Origin of the sequence: Methylobacterium sp. AMS5, assembly GCF_001542815.1 — a bacterium.
Lineage (GTDB): Bacteria > Pseudomonadota > Alphaproteobacteria > Rhizobiales > Beijerinckiaceae > Methylobacterium.
In genome coordinates this window covers 2,954,710-2,972,366 of the sequence record NZ_CP006992.1, presented here as the reverse complement: position 1 = coordinate 2,972,366, position 17,657 = coordinate 2,954,710, and the positions used below count along the sequence as shown (strand labels likewise).

The window sequence follows — 17,657 nt, the reverse complement described above, 5'->3', positions numbered from 1 at the left end:
CCGGACCGCTAAAGCCGGTAGCGCTCGGCCAGAGCCATCAGCCCCTGTGCCAGCTCGGTCAGGTTGGCCGAGGCGGTTTCGACCTCGCGGGTGCCGGCGGCCGTCTGCTGGCTCGCCTGCCGGATGTTCTGCAACGCTCCCATCACCTGCTCGATGCCGAGCTGCTGCTGGTTGGTCGAGGCCACGATCTGCTGGAAGGTTTGCACGCCCTCCTCCACGCGCGCCGCCATCTCCTCGATGGTGCGGACGGTCGAATCGGTGCGGTTCTTGCCGGCGGCGGCGCGCTTGACCGCTTCCTCGGTCAGCATGACCGAGGCGTTGATGCCGCGCTGGATCTCCCCAAGGATGCCGCGCACCTGCGCGGTCGCGCCCTTCGCTTGGTCGGCAAGGAGCTTCATCTCGGAGGCGACGATGGCGAAGCTGCGCCCGCTCTCGCCGGCCGCCGCCGCCTCGATGGCGGCATTGAGGGCGAGCAGATGGGTGCGCTCCGAGATGTCGTTCACCGTGACGATGATCTCGCCGATGGCTTGTGTCTTCTCGCTGAGAGCGACGATGTTGCCGGCAACCGCCTCGCCCTGCTCGCGGATCGCATCCATCGCCTTGGCGGTGTCGGTAGCCGCGCGCAGGCCCGAACGCGCGGTCTGCGCCGCGGCCTGGGCGGTGGCGATGACTTCGGTGGCGCGCTTCAAGATCTGCGCCCCCGAATGGGTGATCTCGTCCACGGTCGCCGCGGTCTCCTGGACGGCGGCGAACTGCTCCTCGACGCTGGCCGCCTGTTCCTGGGCGGAAGCGCGGATCTCGGCCGCGGCGGCGTTGAGGTCGGCAGTGGCGGCGCGGTTGGTCCGGGCAAGGTCGGACAATCCAGCCACCATCCGGTTCAACGTGTCCCCGAGCCGACCGACCTCGTCTGTGCCGGAGCGGTTCAGGCGCCCCGTCAGGTCGCCGTCACCGATCTGCGCGACGAAGCGCATCACGTCCTCCAGTGGGCGGACCACCGCGCGGCTGATCAGCGCCGTCACCAGGATGGAGAGCAGGATCGAGGCGGCGACGGTGATCGCAACGGAGATCACGCTGTTGCGATAGATGTCGCTGACGCTGCGCTGGCCGGCACCGATGACGCCGTCGAGGGCGGTACGGGCGTTGGCGATGCTGCGCAGCAAGCCATCATGCAGCCGGTTGACGTCCTCGTTTCTGGCCTCGACCGTGGCGATGTCGCGGGCATCCACGGCGCGGAGCTGCTGCTCGCTGGCGTTGCGGACCTGGCGGAACGCCTCGCTCGTCTCGGTCAAGACGGCTCCGAGCCGGCCCCAGGCCACAGCGCGTTCTGCGGAGAGTGCGGCGGATTGATACTCCTTCACCTCGCCGGTCATGGTGGCGAGGAGCCGTTCCAGCTCCGCCACGTTCTGGCGCCAGCTTCCCAGGAAATCTTCCGAGCGGCCCGAGTTCGACGCCGGGTTTGCCTGCGCCTGGGTCAGAACGGAGATCACGGCGTTGCGGCGCACCAGACCCATGTTTCGCGCGACGTTGCCGAGGTCGTCGAGCTGGCGCAGCACGCCGACGTCGCGCGTCACGATGAGGTCGGTCGTGTCGCGCACGCTGCCGATCTGGCGCAGAGCGTATGCGCCGAGAGCCGCGACGATCAGGCTCGCCGCCACGAAGCCGAGGAGGATGCGTTTTCCGATCGAGATCGACACGGGCGACATGACTCCGGCAGGCGGCGCGGGGAGAGGGTTCGGGTTCTCGGGGCCGCCTCCGTCGCGGGCGGCTCCAAGCTTCTGTTTTGACGCGCGTTCGACCGAACCGGCTTCCCGGTCGGGGTAAGAACGCGCGCGACGGTCACGTCGTGAAGCGGGCCAGCAGGGCCGGGATATCGATGAGGGAGAAGTCCTCGGGGATCCCGCCCGTTCTGTCCGAGCCGGGCGGTGCATAGCCCGAAAGCGGTCCGCGTCCCAGACTTTCCGACTCCGTCGTTGGCCGGGCCAGCGTGGTTTCGATTTGCGCGATCCCGAGCACGCGATCGACGGCGAGCGCGACCGGCGGCTCCTGCGCGCGCAGGCGCACCACGTGTCCGCCTTCTTCGGTCTCCGCGCGGTCCAGTCCCAGGCAGGCGGCGAGGTCGAGAACACTGACGATCACCCCCGACACCGCCGTGATGCCTCGGAGCGCCGGCGGTGCACCCGGCAGCGCCGTGCAGGCCCCCTCAGGCGTGACGCCCGCGACCGCCGTGAGCGGCACGCCGTAGCGCTCCGCCCCGCAGGCGCAGACGAGATAGGGTGCGGTCTCGATCGTCCGCTCCTGCCCCACCGTTCGGGCAGCGAGTGCGGCGGCGCGGGCATCGAGCAGCGCGGCGGTGCGCGCTTCGGCATCCGCTCCGGCGGTCACGCCGATCTTCATGCGTCTCGGCCCGTGATTCCGGCCAGGGCACGGCGTGCGCTCTCGGCCAAGCGTGCGGCGCTCACTCCGTCTCCCTCCGGCAGGATCGTTTCGGGCGGCAGTCCTTGCGCGAGGCGCAGGGCGTTGTCGAGGGCGCGGGCGGCCTCGCTCCGGCGTCCGACGCGGGCGAGCAGCAACCCGAGCTGAAAATGGGCCATCACGAAGCCGCGGTCGAGGAACAGCGCCCCCCGCAAGGCCCGTTCGGCCTCCCGCTCCCGCCCGAGATCGAGGGCGAGCAGACCCTCATAGTAGCGCAGAGGCGAATCGGTGGCGTAGCCGTCGATCTCTTCGTGCAATCGGCGCCACGCCCGCGCGGTCTCGCCCGCATCGGCCAGCACGCGGATCTCAGCCAAGAGATCACCCGGCGACAGCGGATGCGCGATCGCGGCCGGTGCCGGGATCGGCAACGGCAGGGCACGCACCGGGTCAGGCGCGGATTCCGGCAGCGCGAACAGGATCGGCGCCGGTTCCGGAAGCGCGGGCACGAGGACAGGCGGCGGCTGGGGCGCTGGCGTGTCGATCGGGCGGTAGGCGACCGTTCCCGGCAGGGCCACGGGCTGCAGCCACTGCGAGAAGGTGGGATTGGGCTCGGCATGCCCGATCAGGAGCCAGCCCTGCGGGTTCAGCCGCTCGCCGAGCGCCCGCACGATACGGGTGACATGGTCGGCGCTGAAATAGATCAGGACGTTGCGGCACAGGATCAGGTCGAAGCCCCCCTGCATCCGGTCGCTCCCGTCGATCAGGGTCAGGAGGTTCTGCCGTTCGAAGCGCACCATGCGGCGAAACGCCGGCCGCAGGGCGTAGCCGCCATGCGGCAAGCCCGGTCGGGCGGGGGTGCGGCGAAACCAGCGCGCGCGCTCCTCGGTGTCCAGGGTCCGCAGGGCCCAGGGGCCGAACTCCGCCTCGCGCGCGACGGCGAGCGCGGCGGCGCTGAGATCGGTGCCGAGGATCGTCACGGACCAGTCGGCAAGGGCTTCGCCGAGAAGATCGTGCACGAGGATGGCGAGGGAATACGGCTCGGCCCCGGTAGAGCAGCCGGCACTCCAGATCCGCAGACGGCGGATCTCGCGGCGTGCCTCGATCACTTCCGGAAGAATCGTCCGGCGCAGGGCGGCGAATTGCTCGGCGTAGCGAAAGAAGAAGGTCTCGCCGATGGTGATCTCGGCCTCGAGTGCGGCCCATTCTTCCCGGCCGGCCGCGCCGTCGAGCAGGGATGAATAGGCGGCGCAGTCGGCGACCCCACAACTTCGCATGCGCTTGCGCAGGCGATCGTAGAGCAGGTCGTCCTTGTCTTCGTAATAGTTGTGTCCGGTCCGGGCGATCACCCGATCCTTCAGAGCCGGAAATCCGGGATCCACCGTCGCGCTGGCGACGCGTCGGGATCGCTCGACCGGGGCCGTCACGACCGGTGTCCTCAGACGGCTCGCGTCCCAGCGGGCTCGAACCGGGCAAGCCGCGTCGTCGCCTGCCGGGTCAGCGCTTCGAGCCGGGTCCGCTCGTCGAGAGTCAAGATGCGGTCGAGGGAGAGGAGGTGCACGAGTTGGTCACCCATTGCGAATTCGCCGACGACGCAGCCGTTGAGGCTGCGGGCGGATTCGACCGGCCGCAGGGACTCTTCCTCGACTTGAACGAAGTCGAGCGCACGATCGACGAGAAAGGCGATGCCGCCCCCGCGGGCCAGCACGACGTGCCGGTAGGGATCGCGATCGCCGCCCGCGTCGCGAAGCGCGAACAGGGCGGCGAGATCGATGACGGGCACCGGCTCGCCGGCCAGATTGAGAAGGCCCGCGAGCGGACCGCCCGCGGCCGGCGGCGTGTGCAGGCGCGGCAGCGGGAGAATCTCGCGGATCTCGGCCTGCGGCAAGGCGCAGGTCGTCCCGGCGATGTCGAGAAGTAGGGTGGGCAAACGCGCCATCGCATGTCCTTGGGGCGGTTCGCCGCGGGAGCGGACGACGGGACCGCTCGTCACCTCGATCATGCGGTTGACGCTCGCCGAACGCAAAGGTTTCACGAACGCCCGGTCCGGCCGTCCGTTCCTGCGGCGAGCGCCGTATCAGGCGACCTTCTGGCGCGACCGCGACTTCGTTGCCGGCTCGGGCGCGGGGGCCTCTTCCTCGATACGACCGCCCGGCCGGCCGAGGCCGATCGACTTCGCGAGGGCGGAGCGCTGCGCGGCGTAGTTCGGCGCGACCATCGGATAGTCGTTCGGCAGACCGTAGCGCTGGCGATACGAATAGGGATCGAGGCCGTGGGTGCCGAGATGGCGCTTGAGCGTCTTGTACGGCTTGCCGTCGATGAAGCTGATGATCGCGTCCGGCGTCACCGACTTGCGGACCTGCCCGGCGGATGGCTTCTCGATCACTTCCTCGGCGGGAGCGGCCACAGCCTCGGGGCTGCTGAGGGTGGTCAGCGCCGTATGCACGCTGATGATCAGGCCCGGAAGCTCGGAAGCGGGGACTGAGTTGTTCGACACATAAGACGAGACGATGTCGCTCGCCAGTTCGACGAAATCGTTGAACGATTTCTGGTTTTCTTCTGTCATTCTGCTTGTCCGTTCCGTAGGCCCCCGGGCGCCAAAATCATACGTGATGCGCACCGATGCAAGAGAAGAATTCAAAAAACTACGCCAGGCTTGTGGGTATTGAGGATGGCACACTCAAGTCCAGCGTCGCCGTTGAAGCGTAGAACGTTAAATGGAACACGTGATCGCACGGTCCATTGATGTGTCATAGCTTAACTTTTTCGACGCCAAGCCGGAGCGTTACGGCATCCGGAACGTCCTATAAGCGACGGACGGATCGAGAGTTTCAGCGCGGCGTCCGCACTTGGCGCAGCGGCGCGGAAGGAGGATGCACGCATCGTGCCTGCCCTTCGGTCGACCCGCGAGGCGCTGGACGGGAAACGTGCGACGTGTCGGCCTCTTAAGCACCCATATTCTACGCTATACAACCTATGCGAGACGATCCGTCGCGCCGTCATCAAGCCTCGATTTGTGTCTCCAAGTCCATCGAAGGTGGCGGTTTCGGGCGGGGTATGCCGTTCTTGTGAACGCGGCCGTCGCGGCTCTCATCGCCCGCCGGCCTCTGTTGACGGCGACGTGTCCATGCTACGGGTCACGCACAATGAAGTCCGTTCGTCTCATAGCGCTTTGGCTGGTGGCGGTGATCCTCACGATCGCCGCCGTGCTGATGCCGTCCGGCGCCCGCGCGCACGGCGTGCACGAGCACGTCGCTCAGGCGCAGCCGGTCGCGGCCTCGGCGCCTGACCTCGCGATTGCCGGATCGGACGTCCGGCGCGCCGCTCTGATGTCGGTCGTTCGAGCGGATGCGATACCGGTGATCGGGCAATCCCGGATGGACTGCGCCTGCCCGGCTTGCGCGGCCGGCGGTGTTTGCGGCCATGCGCCGTCGTCCTGCTGCGCCACCGGGCTCGCCCCGTCACCGGTTCCGGCCCTTCCGCCGGCCGCCGCGCAGGCCTGTGCCCCTGCGCGCGACGGACCGCGTCTGTCGGGCATCGTGCCCGAGGCGCAGATCGAGCCGCCCCGAACCCTCGCCTGACGCCCGATCCCCATCCGGTACGCTCCGTGCCGGGTGATGTCGTTGCTCATCCGGCGAAGGATTCGTTCCCCATGTCCATCCGTCTTGCGGCGGCGCTTCGGGCGCTGGCTGTCTCGCTCGTGCTCGCCGCCGCATCGGCAGCGGGCAGTGCCGCCCTGGCCCATGAGGGTCACAGCCATGGTGACGAGGTGCCGGCTCTGCCTGCACAGACCACCCCTCGGGCCGAAGCGGCCTCGGCCACCTTCGAACTCGTGGCGGTGGCGTCCGGCAACCGGATACGATTCTATCTCGATCGGTTCAGCAGCAACGAGCCCGTGAACGGCGCCGAGATCGAGATCGAGACGCCGGACGGCCCGGCCGAGACGCGGGCCGTCGGCGACGGCGTCTACGAGATCGCGGCCCCCTGGCTCGCCGGTGGTCGACGATACGACCTGCTCGCGACCGTGACGGCCGACGGTATGACGGACGTGCTGGCCCTCGATCTGCACCTGCCCGAGCCGGAGGCGGCAGCGATGCCGGTCCAGGCCGAGGCGTCGGCCTGGCTCGCCCATCTCCGCCGTCATCTCACCCATCAGGGTCCGATCGGTGCGGCCGCCGGCGGGTTTCTGCTCGGGCTCGCCGTCATCATGCTCGTGCGCGCGCGCCGGGCGCTCCCCGCCTTCGCGGTCCTCGCTCTGACCCTCACGCTTCTCCTCGGCACGGCCGCCCTTGCCCATGAGGGACATGCTCATGAGACAGATCGGCCCGGCGAAGGGGGGGCCGCAGCGGTTGAGGGCGTGGCTCTCACCGCGCCCATGGCCGTGCCCGTCGAGCGCGCCCGGCGCCTGCCGGGCGGCGCGGTGTTCGTCCCGAAATCGACGCAGCGCCTGCTCGCTTTGCGCACCGGCCTCACCGGCATCGCCGACCATCGCCGCACCGTCGAATTGCCGGGGCGTGTCATCGCCGATCCGAATGCCAGCGGCGTGGTGCAATCATCGGTCGGCGGCCGCCTCGCCCCCCCGCCCGGCGGTTTCCCGAATCTCGGCACACGGGTCCGCAAGGGTGAGGTGCTCGCCACCGTCACGCCGCCGGTCCAGGCGGTCGATCTCTCCGACATGCGCCAGACCCAGGGCGATCTCGACCAGCAGATCGCCATCACCGGCCGCAAGGTCGCCCGCTACGAGCGCCTCGCCGCGACCGGCGCGGTGGCGCAGACCGCCTTGGAGGACGCCCGCGCCGAACTCGCCGGCCTGAAGGACCGCCGCGCCGCCCTCGACACGATTCGCCGCGCGCCCGAAGAGCTGATCGCCCCGGTGGACGGCGTCGTCGCCGAGCGGGCGGCGGTGGCGGGCCAGATGGCGGCGGCGGGCACGATGGTGTTCCGCATCGTCGATCCGGACAAGCTCTACGTCGAGGCGCTCAGCTTCGTCGGCCTGGAGCCCGGCGCCACTGCCACCGCACGGCTGCCCGATGGGCGCACGCTGGCGCTGGCATCCCGCGGCGCCGGCCTCGCCGACCGCAATCAAGCGGTGCCGGTCCAATTCGCGATCACCGGAAGCACCGAGGGTGTCCGGCTCGGTCAGTTCGTGACGGTGATGGCGCCGACCGGCGAAACCATCGGCGGATTGGCCGTGCCCCGGGCGGGGATCGTCCGAACCGAGAGTGGCGCGGTGGTCTACGAGCACGTCTCCGCCGAGCGGTTCGAGCCGCGGCCCGTGCGGGTCGAGCCGCTGGATGCCGAGCAGGTGATCGTCGCCGGCGGCCTCGGCGCCGGCCGGCGCGTCGTGGTGCAGGGCGCCGAACTGCTCGATCAGGTCCGCTAGAGCATCGTCCCGGATATCGGATCCGGTACGATGCTCTAGCCTCTTGCTTTCGCATCATCTTTTTTCCGAAAGCCGGCAGCCACCTTTCGGGATGATGCTCTAGCCTGTTGTTTCGCATCCTCTTTTTCCGAAAGCCGAAGGCCACCTTTCGGGATGATGCTCTGGGGACGCCTCGCTATGTTCGCCCTTCTCGTCCGCGGCGCCCTGCTCAACCGGGTGCTGGTCCTGGCGCTCTGTCTCGGCCTGGTGCTGGCCGGCGGCCTCGCGCTCACGCGCCTGCCCGTCGATGTGCTGCCCGATCTCAACCGCCCCACCGTCACGGTGATGACGGAGGCCGAGGGCTATGCCCCGCCGGAGGTGGAGCAGCTCGTCACCTATCCCATCGAGACGCGGATGAACGGCCTGCCCGGCGTCACCCGTGTCCGCTCGGTGTCGAGTGCCGGGCTCTCCATCGTCACCGTCGAATTCGGCTGGGAGACCGACCTCTACCGCGACCGCCAGTTCGTGGCCGAACGCCTCGCCCTGGTGCGATCCGAGCTGCCGGCGGGCATCGTCCCACAGATGGGCCCGGTCGCCTCGATCATGGGCGGCATCCTGCTCGTTGCCGTCACGAGCGAGACGTCGAGCCCGATGCAGGTCCGCGAGACGGCCGACTTCATCCTGCGCCCGCGCCTGCTGTCGATTCCCGGCGTCGCACAGGTGATCCCGATCGGCGGCGAGGTGCGCCAGTTCCGCGTCAGCCCCAATCCGGCGGCGATGCGGGCGCTCGGCGTCAGCAACGACGCGCTCGTCACCGCTTTGTCCGGCTTCGGCACCAATGCCGGCGGCGGGTTTGCCGACGCCAACGCCCGCGAGATCCTGATCCGCAACATCGGCCGCACCCTGAGCCTGGAAGACTTGCGCAACCTCGTGATCCCGACGGGCCCGCAGGGTGCGACGGCGGCGGCCGACCTGCCCGGCACCGGCAACCCGGCGATCGAGGGCCGCGTCTATCTGCGCCAGATCGCCGAGGTCGCGTTCGCGGCGCGGCCCAAGCGCGGCGATGGCGGCTATCGCGGCGAGCCGGCGGTGATTCTCTCGGTCGAGAAGCTGCCCGGCGTCGATACCGTGCGCCTGACGCAGGCCGTCGAGGCGGCGCTGAAGGAGATCGCACCCACTCTACCGAAGGGCATGGACGCCCAGAAAATCCTGTTCCGGCAGGCGGACTTCATCGAGACGTCGCTCGCCAATGTCGAGCGGGTGCTGATGGAGGCGGTCGCGGTGGTGGCCGTGGTGCTGTTCGCCTTCCTGATGAACGCGCGCACGACGCTGATCTCGCTCACCGCGATTCCGGTCTCGATCCTGACCACGGCCCTGGTGTTCTGGCTCTTGGGCTTCTCGATCAACACCATGACGCTCGGCGGGCTCGCCATCGCCATCGGCGAATTGGTCGATGACGCGGTGGTCGATGTCGAGAACATCTTCCGCCGGCTGCGCGAGAACCGGGCCGAGGGCTCGCCCCGCAGCGTGTTCGACGTGGTGGTGGCCGCCTCCAGCGAGGTGCGATCCGGCATCGTTTACGCGACCGCAATCATCGTGCTCGTCTTCGTGCCGCTGTTTGCGCTCTCCGGCATTGAGGGCCGGCTCTTCGCCCCGCTCGGCCAAGCCTATATCGTCGCGATTCTGGCGAGCCTGCTGGTCTCCGTCACCCTGACGCCGGTCCTCGCCTCCTGGCTGCTGCCGGGGATGAAGACCCTGGCCGAGCGCGAACCGCTCTTGGTGCGGCGGCTCAAGGCCGGCAATGCGGCGCTGCTCAAGCTCGCGCTGGCCCATCCGCGGGTGCTGATTTCCGGCATCGCCCTCTGCGTCGTCGCGGCGGGAATCGCTGCGGCGCATCTGCCGCGCGCCTTCCTGCCGGCCTTCAACGAGGGCTCGCTCACCATCAACGCCACCTTCCGCCCCGGCATCTCCCTCGCCGAGAGCAGCCGCGTCGGCGCCATCGCCGAACGGCTGGTGCTCGACGTGCCGGAAGTCGCCACCGTCGGGCGCCGAACCGGCCGCGCCGAACTCGACGAGCATGCGGAAGGTGTCCACTCCTCCGATCTCGAAGTGCGGCTGAAAGCCGGCCGCCCCCGCGAAACGGTGATCGCCGAGATCCGCGAGCGCCTCGCGGTTCTGCCGGTGACGGTCAATGTCGGCCAGCCGATCTCGCACCGGCTCGACCATATGCTCTCGGGCGTGCGCGCCGAGATCGCCCTGAAACTGTTCGGCGACGACCTCGATAGCCTGCGCGCCGCGGCCGAAGGCATCCGCGAGCGGATCGCGGCAGCGGTGCCCGGCGTCACCGACCTTCAGGTCGAGCGGCAGGTGCGCATCCCGCAACTCGACATCCGGATCGATTACGGCCGCGCCGCGCTCTACGGCGTCTCGCCCTCGACTGTGGTCGAGACTATCGCCCGGCTCGCCAACGGACGAACGCTTTCGACCATCGCCGACGGACCGCGCCGCTTCGACGTCACCCTGCGCCTGCCCGAGGCCCGGCGCAGCCCGCAGGCGCTGGGCGACCTCCTGATCGAGACGCCGTCGGGCTGGGTGCCGGCCCGCGAGATCGCCGACATCCGCGAGACCGACGGGCCGAACCAGATCCTGCGCGAGAACGGGCGGCGGCGAATCGTGGTGCAGGCCAATTCCGACGGCCGCACCGATATGGCGGCCATCGTCGCCGGTATCCGCCGCGTGCTGGCCGAGACGCCCCTGCCCGAGGGGGTGAGTGCGCGGCTGGAGGGCAGCTACGAGGCGCAAGGGGAGGCTGCGCGCACCATCGGCGGGCTCAGCCTCGTGTCGCTCGCCCTCGTCTTCGCCCTGCTGCACGGGCGCTACCGCTCGGTGCCGCTGGCCCTGATCGTCATGGGCAACGTGCCGCTGGCCTTGATCGGCAGCGTTCTGGCACTCTGGATGGCCGACCTGCCGCTGTCGGTCGCCTCGATGATCGGGTTCGTCACGCTCACCGGCATCGTTGCCCGCAACGGCATCCTCAAGATCAGCCACATGCTGAACCTCGCCCGCGACGAAGGGCTGACCCTTGGCCCTGCCCTGGTGACCCGGGCAAGCCTGGAGCGGATGACGCCGGTGCTGATGACGGCTTTGTCGGCCGGCATCGCCCTGGTGCCGCTGCTGATCGATGGCACGGCGCCGGGCAAGGAGATCCTGCACCCCGTTGCCGTGACGATCTTCGGCGGCTTGATGAGCGCGACCCTGCTCGACGCCGTGCTCACTCCCGTTCTCGTCCTGTTGTTCGGGCGAGGTGCCTTTGCTCGGCTTCATGCTCCGGCCGGAGCCGACGCGCTGCACGCACCCGTGCGTGAAGCCTTTTGATCCAACCGCATTCCAGGAGACGATCGATGAACCGCGCGATGTCCTGCGCCGTGCTGGCTTTGCTTCTGCTGGCCGCACCCGCGAGCGGCCAGCACGCCCATGACCATCCGCCCGGCCCCAATGGCGGTCGCGTCGAGGATGCGGGCGCGTGGCACGCCGAACTCGTGACACGGGCCGAGACCGTCTCGGTCTATCTCAGCGACGGTGACGGCAAGCCCCTGCCGGCCGAGGGGTTCAAGGCGGTCGCCATCCTCAAATCCGGAGCCAAGACGGCCCGCATACTCCTCAGTCCAGCGGGCAATCGGCTCGCCGGAACGGCCGAGGCCGCCCTGGGGGACCGTCCCGGCGGCGCGGTGCGCATCACCGGGCCGGGCGGCGTCACAGCCAGCGCCCGCTTCGACTGATTTCCCATCCGCGATACCAGGAGCATTCTCGATGTCGAAAACAATCCTCGCGGTTCTCGTCGCCAGTATTTTGGCCGGCACAGCCCTCGCTCAGGACCCGCACCACCATCACGGGCACGGTCAACCGGACCCGAAGGCCGCGGTGCAGGACAGCGCGGCGACCAAGGCGTTTCGCGAGGCCGACGCCCGCATGCACCGCGAGATGGACATCCGCTACACCAACGACATCGATCTCGATTTCGTGCGCGGGATGATCCCGCATCATCGCGGTGCGATCGAGATGGCGAAGATCGCCCTCGAACACTCGAGGGATCCCGAGATCCGCAAGCTCGCCGAAGACATCGTGAAGGCGCAGGATACGGAAATCGCGCAGATGGAAGCCTTCCTCAAGCGCAAGCAAGCGGCCAGGCACCGCTGAGAGGCCGTTGCCGCTCTCCTCCGGGGACCATGACAGTTCTGCCGGTTGAATCGCTGAGCTTCGAAGCACGGCGCAGCGCGTCCCCGCAGAAGCGATGCCACGGGATCGACCCTGCGGGATGCTTCGAGGCCGAGCTTTCGCGCGGGACCTCACGGCGAGAGCAAGCGAAAGCACTGAGTGATCGTGGCGCAACGATCGTCGGAGCGCGCGCCGTGCTTCGACGACTGTATTTTTTTTCGATCATATCGAGGCCAAGCAACGGCGCGGATTGAAAATCGACGGAGATCACTCCGCTCTGAAGGTGTCCGCTCGGCTTGAAGACATTTCGATCGACGGACGATCGATCAAGCGTCGCTGCTGATATCCTCGTCCGCTCTTTGAAAATGCCCCTCGCCGGCGCGGCTGCTCTTTGCAGCTCACCGCTCTGCTCCGACGAAACGTCAGTCGTTCCAAGTCCGCCGCTCCGATCCGGCCGTCTGGCGACGGCTTGATCGGTTCGCGATGGAGGCCGCCGCCCTGGTTCAGGCGCTGCGCTGTCTCGCGGGGTGGGCGACCTTGATGATCGACCGCTGCTCTTATCGTCGATCTATGATTAGGTAGTTCAGCGAAGTGCCGTCGGATTTAATCCTGACCAATCGCAATCAATTTTCATCCCTCGATCACGTCTAGTTTATCGTTGAAATGTGCCGTTGCGCACCGGGCAAACAATCTGCCAGGATTAAATCATGAGTATATTCCGGTGATAAAACGCACTTTCCAAATATAATTCGTGGAATTACTGTCTCATTGCGACACCTGAAGAAGACGAAAAATAATTCGCAACTCAGGGATTACGAGAGGATGTTCGATATGAAGCGCATTGTGACACTCGGTTTCCTGGCGGCTGCGGCCGTTGCTTTGCCGCTCACGGCGCAGGCTCAGGACGGTGGAAATGGCAGCCGCCAGCAGGCGGGCGGCGGCTTCATGAGTAGCTACGTGGACGATCCCTACCACGACCCCCGCTCGCTTCACTCGCAGCGTTCGGGCTCGGGCCAGATCCTCGGCGCGCCGATGCTCAGCGAGAACGCCGGCGCCAAGGGCGGCGACATTCGCCCCGCCGCACGCATGGGCTCGGTCGAGTCGCGCTGGTCCGCCGGCACCGCTCCGCGCCGGGCGCGCTAAGCAAGGCTTGTCCGCCGGCGGCGCTCAACCCCCGCTGCCGGCCACGTCCCCGCCATCCGACTCCGGCCGCCCCGCTTCGGGCCGACCGGGTATCCCGGACGACACCGTACCGGCTCACACGTCGTCGCAATCCTTGCGGCGGCGCGGGCGGCCTTATGCCTGACGGAGGCGTCGGCATCACCGCGTCTCGCCTGATCGGACTTCGCGGAGCGACAGGCGGGCTGCGCCTGTCATCCAGCCAACATCTCATGCGTCCCGGCGTGTCGGCTCACGCGTGGTGACGGACAGCGGGGTTTGACGTGGACGGCATCATCCAAGGCCTCTCGAACTTCCGGGGAACGGTCTTTCCGGGCCAGCAGCAGATGTATCAGCGGCTGGTGCGCGACGGCCAGCAGCCGCAGGCGCTCATCATCGCCTGCGCCGATTCCCGCGTTTCGCCCGAGCACATCACGCAGGCCGGTCCGGGCGACCTGTTCGTATGCCGGAACGCCGGCAACATCGTGCCGCCCTTCTCGCAGCAGAACGGCGGCGTGTCCTCCGCGATCGAGTACGCGGTCGTCGCACTCGGCGTGCTCGACATCGTGATCTGCGGTCATTCCGATTGCGGCGCCATGAAGGGACTTATGAATCCCGAGGCGCTAAGCAACATGCCCAACGTGGCGGCGTGGCTGCGCCACAGCCATGCGGCGAAACAGATCGTCTGCGAAGCCTATCCCGAGGGCATGGACCCGAAGGAGCGCCACCGCGCCGTCGCCCTCGAAAACGTCGTGGTGCAGCTCAGCAATCTTCGCACCCACCCGAGCGTGGCGACAGCTTTGGCCCGCGGCAAGCTCAGACTGCACGGCTGGTTCTTCGAAATCGAGAGTGGCCAGGTGCTCGCCTATTGCGGCGAGCGCAGCCGCTTCATCCCCATCGACGAAGCCACGGGGGTCCCCGTCGCCCAGGCTTCGGCGTCGCGGATCGCCACCCCCGAATTCGCCGGCCCCGAAGCCGTCCCCCACGCCATCGCAGCGGAGTAGATCTCGCCATGCGCGCCTCCCTCGCCCGGCTGATGCCGTCGACCATCGGCCGGGATCTTCCGGCCTCCTTCGTCGTCTTCCTCGTGGCGATGCCCCTCTGCATGGGCATTGCCATGGCCTCCGGTGTTCCAGCCGAGCGCGGTCTCATCACCGGCATGATCGGCGGCATCGTCGTCGGCTTCCTCGCCGGCTCGCCGCTTCAGGTCAGCGGCCCGGCCGCGGGCCTTGCCGTCATCGTCTTCGAGTTCGTGCGTGAGCACGGTATCGACGCGCTCGGGCCGGTCCTCGTCGCGGCCGGCGCCATCCAGCTTCTTGCCGGGGCGCTCCGGGTCGGCGGCTGGTTCCGGGCGATCTCCCCGGCGGTCGTGCACGGCATGCTCGCCGGCATCGGCATCCTGATCGTGCTGGCCCAGATCCACGTGTTGACGGACGCGCTACCCAAGGCCAGCGGCCTCGACAACCTCGTCGCCATCCCCGCCGCGTTCTTCAACTTCGTCTCCGGTCCGGACGGCAACCGCCCCGGCGCCGTGATCGTCGGCCTCGCCACCATCGTTGCGATGATCGGTTGGGAGAAGGTCCGTCCGGCCAAGCTCAAGCTGATCCCCGGTGCGCTGATGGGCGTCCTGGCCGGCACGCTCGTCGCGGCCGTCGGCAGCATGGATGTCAAGCGCGTCGAGGTGCCGGAGAACATCTTCTCCGCCGTGACCATGCCGGGGATGGGCGACTGGAGCCGTCTGGCCGAGCCGGCGATGATCCTGATGGCGGTCACCCTTGCGGTCATCGCCAGCGCGGAGAGCCTGCTCTCGGCGGCGGCGGTGGACCGGATGCATGACGGCCCGCGCACGCAGTACAACCGCGAACTCGGGGCGCAGGGTATCGGCAACATCCTCTGCGGCCTCGCGGGCGGCCTGCCGATGACCGGCGTGATCGTCCGCTCCTCGGCCAACGTCCAGGCGGGCGCGGCGACGCGAGCCTCCACCATCCTGCACGGGAGCTGGATCCTCGCCTTCCTGCTGGTCCTGCCGATGGTGCTGAAGGTCGTGCCGACCGCCTCCCTCGCCGGCATCCTCGTCGTGACGGGCTGGCGCCTCGTGAGCCCCGCCCACGCCTTCCACCTGCACGAGCGTTACGGCCTGCCGACCGCCGCGATCTGGTTGGCTACCATGGTGATGGTCGTCGCCACCGACCTGTTGACCGGTGTTCTCACGGGCCTCGCGCTCAGCCTCGTTCAGGTGATCCCGCACTACCTGCGTGGTCCGCTCAAGATCGAGGGTGGCGCGGCGCAGACCATGCAGGGCGGAGCGCTTCAGGCGGTGCCGGAACTGCGGCTCTCGGGCTCGGCGACCTTCCTCCAACTGCCGCACCTCACTGCGGCGCTGGAGCGGACGCCGGAAGGCTCGCCGGTCCGGCTCGAAGCGCAGGATCTGCGCCACGTCGATCACACCTGCCTGGAGATGATCCGGGAATGGGCGACGCGGCGGGCGAAGACCGGGTCCAGGGTCGAGGTCGTCGGCGGCGGCGCGAGCGGCCTGCACCACAGCCTCGCGATGGTCGCCCACGCTGCGCCGAAGGACTGACGGCAAGCGCAGAGACGCGACCCGAAAGCCGGCGACCGGCTTTCGGGACGAAGCTCCGGAACAGGAAAAGGCCGGTGCCGCGATGGGCGGCACCGGCCTTTTCGTTTGCTGGAATCTTCTCTGCGCCGAATTGCCACCCGCAAGCGGACGAGGCCCTACGCGGCCGGAGAACTCTGCGGACCGCCGACGCGCTGGGCCGCCTCGAACCGGTTGAGAAAGCGGGGTTCCTTCTCCGGCGCGATGCGGATCGTCAGGGCGATCGCGCCGCCGGTCTCGGATTGGCGATCGAGGACCTCGGCGTTCTCGTAGAGCCAGTTGAGAGCGGCGCCGTCCTCGGGCGGAAGCGTCACCGCGAAGGTCGAGCGCGCCCGCGCCACCTGCCCCTCGATCCGCTCGGTGAGTTCCGGAAGACCTTCCCCCGTCAGGGCTGAGATGAGAATCGGGGCCGGCCCGGCACCGCGATGCGCGGCGCTGAGATTGAGCAGACGGGTGCGCTCGCCCTCGTCGAGGAGGTCGGCCTTGTTCCACACCTCGATGATCCGCTCCGCATCCGCCTCGATTCCGAGTTCGCGCAGCACGCCCTCGACATCCTCGGCCTGGGCCTGGGTATCGCCATGCGAGACGTCGCGCACGTGCAGCAGGATGTCCGCCTCGATCACGTCTTCCAGTGTGGCGCGGAAGGCGGCGATCAGGGAGGTCGGAAGGTCGGAGATGAAGCCCACCGTGTCGGAGAGAATCACCGTCTCGCCGTGCGGCAGCTTGGTCGCCCGCGCGGTTGGATCGAGGGTGGCGAACAACATGTCCTGCGCCCGCACCTCGGCCTTGGTCAGGGCATTGAACAGCGTCGACTTGCCGGCATTGGTGTAACCGACCAGCGCCACGATCGGATAAGGCACCCGCGCCCGGCTCTTGCGGTGGAGACCGCGGGTACGGGTGACGGCTTCGAGATCGCGCTCGATCCGGGTCATCCGCTCCTGAATCATCCGCCGATCAGCCTCGATCTGGGTCTCACCGGGGCCGCCGAGGAAGCCGAAGCCGCCGCGCTGCCGCTCCAAGTGAGTCCACGACCGCACGAGACGGGACTTCTGATAGGCGAGATGGGCGTGCTCGACCTGAAGCGTGCCCTCGCGGGTCGAGGCGCGCCGGCCGAAAATCTCGAGGATCAAGCCGGTGCGGTCGATGACCTTGGCGCCCCAAGCCTTTTCGAGATTGCGCTGCTGCACCGGCGAGAGCGCGCAATCCATCACCACGAGGCCGATCTCCTCGGCCTTGATGAGCCCGGCGATCTCCTCGACCCGGCCCTTGCCGAGATAGGTCGAGGGACGCGGGCGCTGGAGATGCACCGAGATCGCCTGGGTGACGTCGAGCTCGATGGCGGCCGCCAATCCGACCGCTTCGTCGAGCCGCGCCTCGTCTGAGCGCACGGTTTCCGTCTGTCCGGGGGCGAGCCGCTGAGCGGCGCGTGTGAGATAGGGGCCGAGAACCAGCGTGCGGGTCGCGGCGGCAATCTCGCCCTCGGGGGCGGCCTTCGCCTGCAGGCGCGCTTCGCCGGGCGGAAGGATTTCAGTCATGGCGTCTCCGTGTCATCGTTCCCTTATGTCGGAACGATGACGCCATTTTACATCCGCTGGCTGCCGCAAATAAGGGGAGCCGGCCCGCTTCGCGCGCTCAGGCCTTTTCAGGCGCCGTTTCGTCCGGCTCGAACAGCTGCACCGGATGACCCGGCATGATCGTCGAGATCGCGTGCTTGTAGACGAGCTGCGAGTGCCCGTCCCGACGGAGCAGGACGCAGAAGTTGTCGAACCAGGTCACGACACCTTGAAGCTTGACCCCATTGACGAGGAAGATCGTCAGCGGGATCTTGTTCTTACGGACATGATTCAGGAACGTGTCCTGGAGGTTCTGAGCGCGCTCGCCCGCCATTTCTTTTTA

The 17,657-nt window shown here is 68.3% G+C and carries 15 protein-coding genes; 8 read left to right on the top strand and 7 right to left on the bottom strand.

Annotated elements, in window-relative coordinates:
* Nucleotides 1-8 precede the first annotated feature (8 nt).
* From Y590_RS13240 to Y590_RS13220, 5 genes are all read right to left on the bottom strand, one after another.
* Entirely contained in the window at nt 9-1,703 is a 1,695-nt protein-coding gene (locus Y590_RS13240; protein ID WP_060770252.1) for a methyl-accepting chemotaxis protein, read from the bottom strand.
* Nucleotides 1,704-1,836: 133 nt separating this feature from the next.
* Nucleotides 1,837-2,394 carry a chemotaxis protein CheW gene (locus Y590_RS13235; RefSeq protein ID WP_060770251.1) on the bottom strand — a complete coding sequence of 186 codons (558 nt, stop codon included), beginning with the start codon at nt 2,392-2,394 and terminating at the stop codon, nt 1,837-1,839.
* Entirely contained in the window at nt 2,391-3,836 is a 1,446-nt protein-coding gene (locus Y590_RS13230; RefSeq protein ID WP_060770250.1) for a CheR family methyltransferase, read from the bottom strand. Before Y590_RS13230 ends, Y590_RS13235 begins: the two co-directional genes overlap by 4 nt.
* A gap of 11 nt (nt 3,837-3,847) precedes the next feature.
* Nucleotides 3,848-4,348: a chemotaxis protein CheW gene (locus Y590_RS13225; RefSeq protein ID WP_060772287.1), complete on the bottom strand. Its 501-nt coding sequence runs from the start codon at nt 4,346-4,348 to the stop codon at nt 3,848-3,850.
* A 138-nt stretch (nt 4,349-4,486) separates the two neighbouring features.
* Nucleotides 4,487-4,975: a Ros/MucR family transcriptional regulator gene (locus tag Y590_RS13220; RefSeq protein WP_060770249.1), complete on the bottom strand. Its 489-nt coding sequence runs from the start codon at nt 4,973-4,975 to the stop codon at nt 4,487-4,489.
* A gap of 580 nt (nt 4,976-5,555) precedes the next feature.
* Here Y590_RS13220 and Y590_RS13215 point away from each other — a divergent pair.
* The 8 genes from Y590_RS13215 to Y590_RS13180 all read left to right on the top strand — a co-directional run bounded on the left by Y590_RS13215 (nt 5,556) and on the right by Y590_RS13180 (nt 15,725).
* Nucleotides 5,556-5,990: a hypothetical protein gene (locus Y590_RS13215; RefSeq protein WP_060770248.1), complete on the top strand. Its 435-nt coding sequence runs from the start codon at nt 5,556-5,558 to the stop codon at nt 5,988-5,990.
* 71 nt (nt 5,991-6,061) lie between these two features.
* Nucleotides 6,062-7,792 carry an efflux RND transporter periplasmic adaptor subunit gene (locus Y590_RS13210; protein ID WP_060770247.1) on the top strand — a complete coding sequence of 577 codons (1,731 nt, stop codon included), beginning with the start codon at nt 6,062-6,064 and terminating at the stop codon, nt 7,790-7,792.
* 177 nt (nt 7,793-7,969) lie between these two features.
* Nucleotides 7,970-11,146 (top strand): efflux RND transporter permease subunit, encoded by a 3,177-nt coding sequence (locus Y590_RS13205; RefSeq protein ID WP_060772286.1) that lies wholly within the window; start codon nt 7,970-7,972, stop codon nt 11,144-11,146.
* A 26-nt stretch (nt 11,147-11,172) separates the two neighbouring features.
* Entirely contained in the window at nt 11,173-11,550 is a 378-nt protein-coding gene (locus tag Y590_RS13200) for a hypothetical protein (RefSeq protein ID WP_060770246.1), read from the top strand.
* Between the two features lie 31 nt (nt 11,551-11,581).
* Nucleotides 11,582-11,968, top strand: coding sequence for a CopM family metallochaperone (copM, locus tag Y590_RS13195; protein ID WP_060770245.1), 387 nt, complete (start codon nt 11,582-11,584; stop codon nt 11,966-11,968).
* Between the two features lie 849 nt (nt 11,969-12,817).
* Complete coding sequence (locus tag Y590_RS13190; RefSeq protein ID WP_060772285.1) at nt 12,818-13,129, top strand: hypothetical protein; 312 nt, start codon at nt 12,818-12,820, stop codon at nt 13,127-13,129.
* 299 nt (nt 13,130-13,428) lie between these two features.
* On the top strand, nt 13,429-14,148 hold the full coding sequence (locus Y590_RS13185; RefSeq protein ID WP_060770244.1) for a carbonic anhydrase: 720 nt from the start codon (nt 13,429-13,431) through the stop codon (nt 14,146-14,148).
* 8 nt (nt 14,149-14,156) lie between these two features.
* Nucleotides 14,157-15,725 (top strand): SulP family inorganic anion transporter, encoded by a 1,569-nt coding sequence (locus Y590_RS13180; RefSeq protein ID WP_060770243.1) that lies wholly within the window; start codon nt 14,157-14,159, stop codon nt 15,723-15,725.
* A 155-nt stretch (nt 15,726-15,880) separates the two neighbouring features.
* Here the strand turns inward: Y590_RS13180 and hflX are convergent, their stop codons facing one another.
* Both hflX and hfq read right to left on the bottom strand, forming a co-directional pair.
* Nucleotides 15,881-17,296, bottom strand: a complete 1,416-nt coding sequence (hflX, locus tag Y590_RS13175; protein ID WP_060770242.1) for a GTPase HflX — start codon at nt 17,294-17,296, stop codon at nt 15,881-15,883.
* Between the two features lie 97 nt (nt 17,297-17,393).
* Nucleotides 17,394-17,648, bottom strand: a complete 255-nt coding sequence (hfq, locus tag Y590_RS13170; RefSeq protein WP_003600267.1) for an RNA chaperone Hfq — start codon at nt 17,646-17,648, stop codon at nt 17,394-17,396.
* Nucleotides 17,649-17,657: the final 9 nt, after the last annotated feature.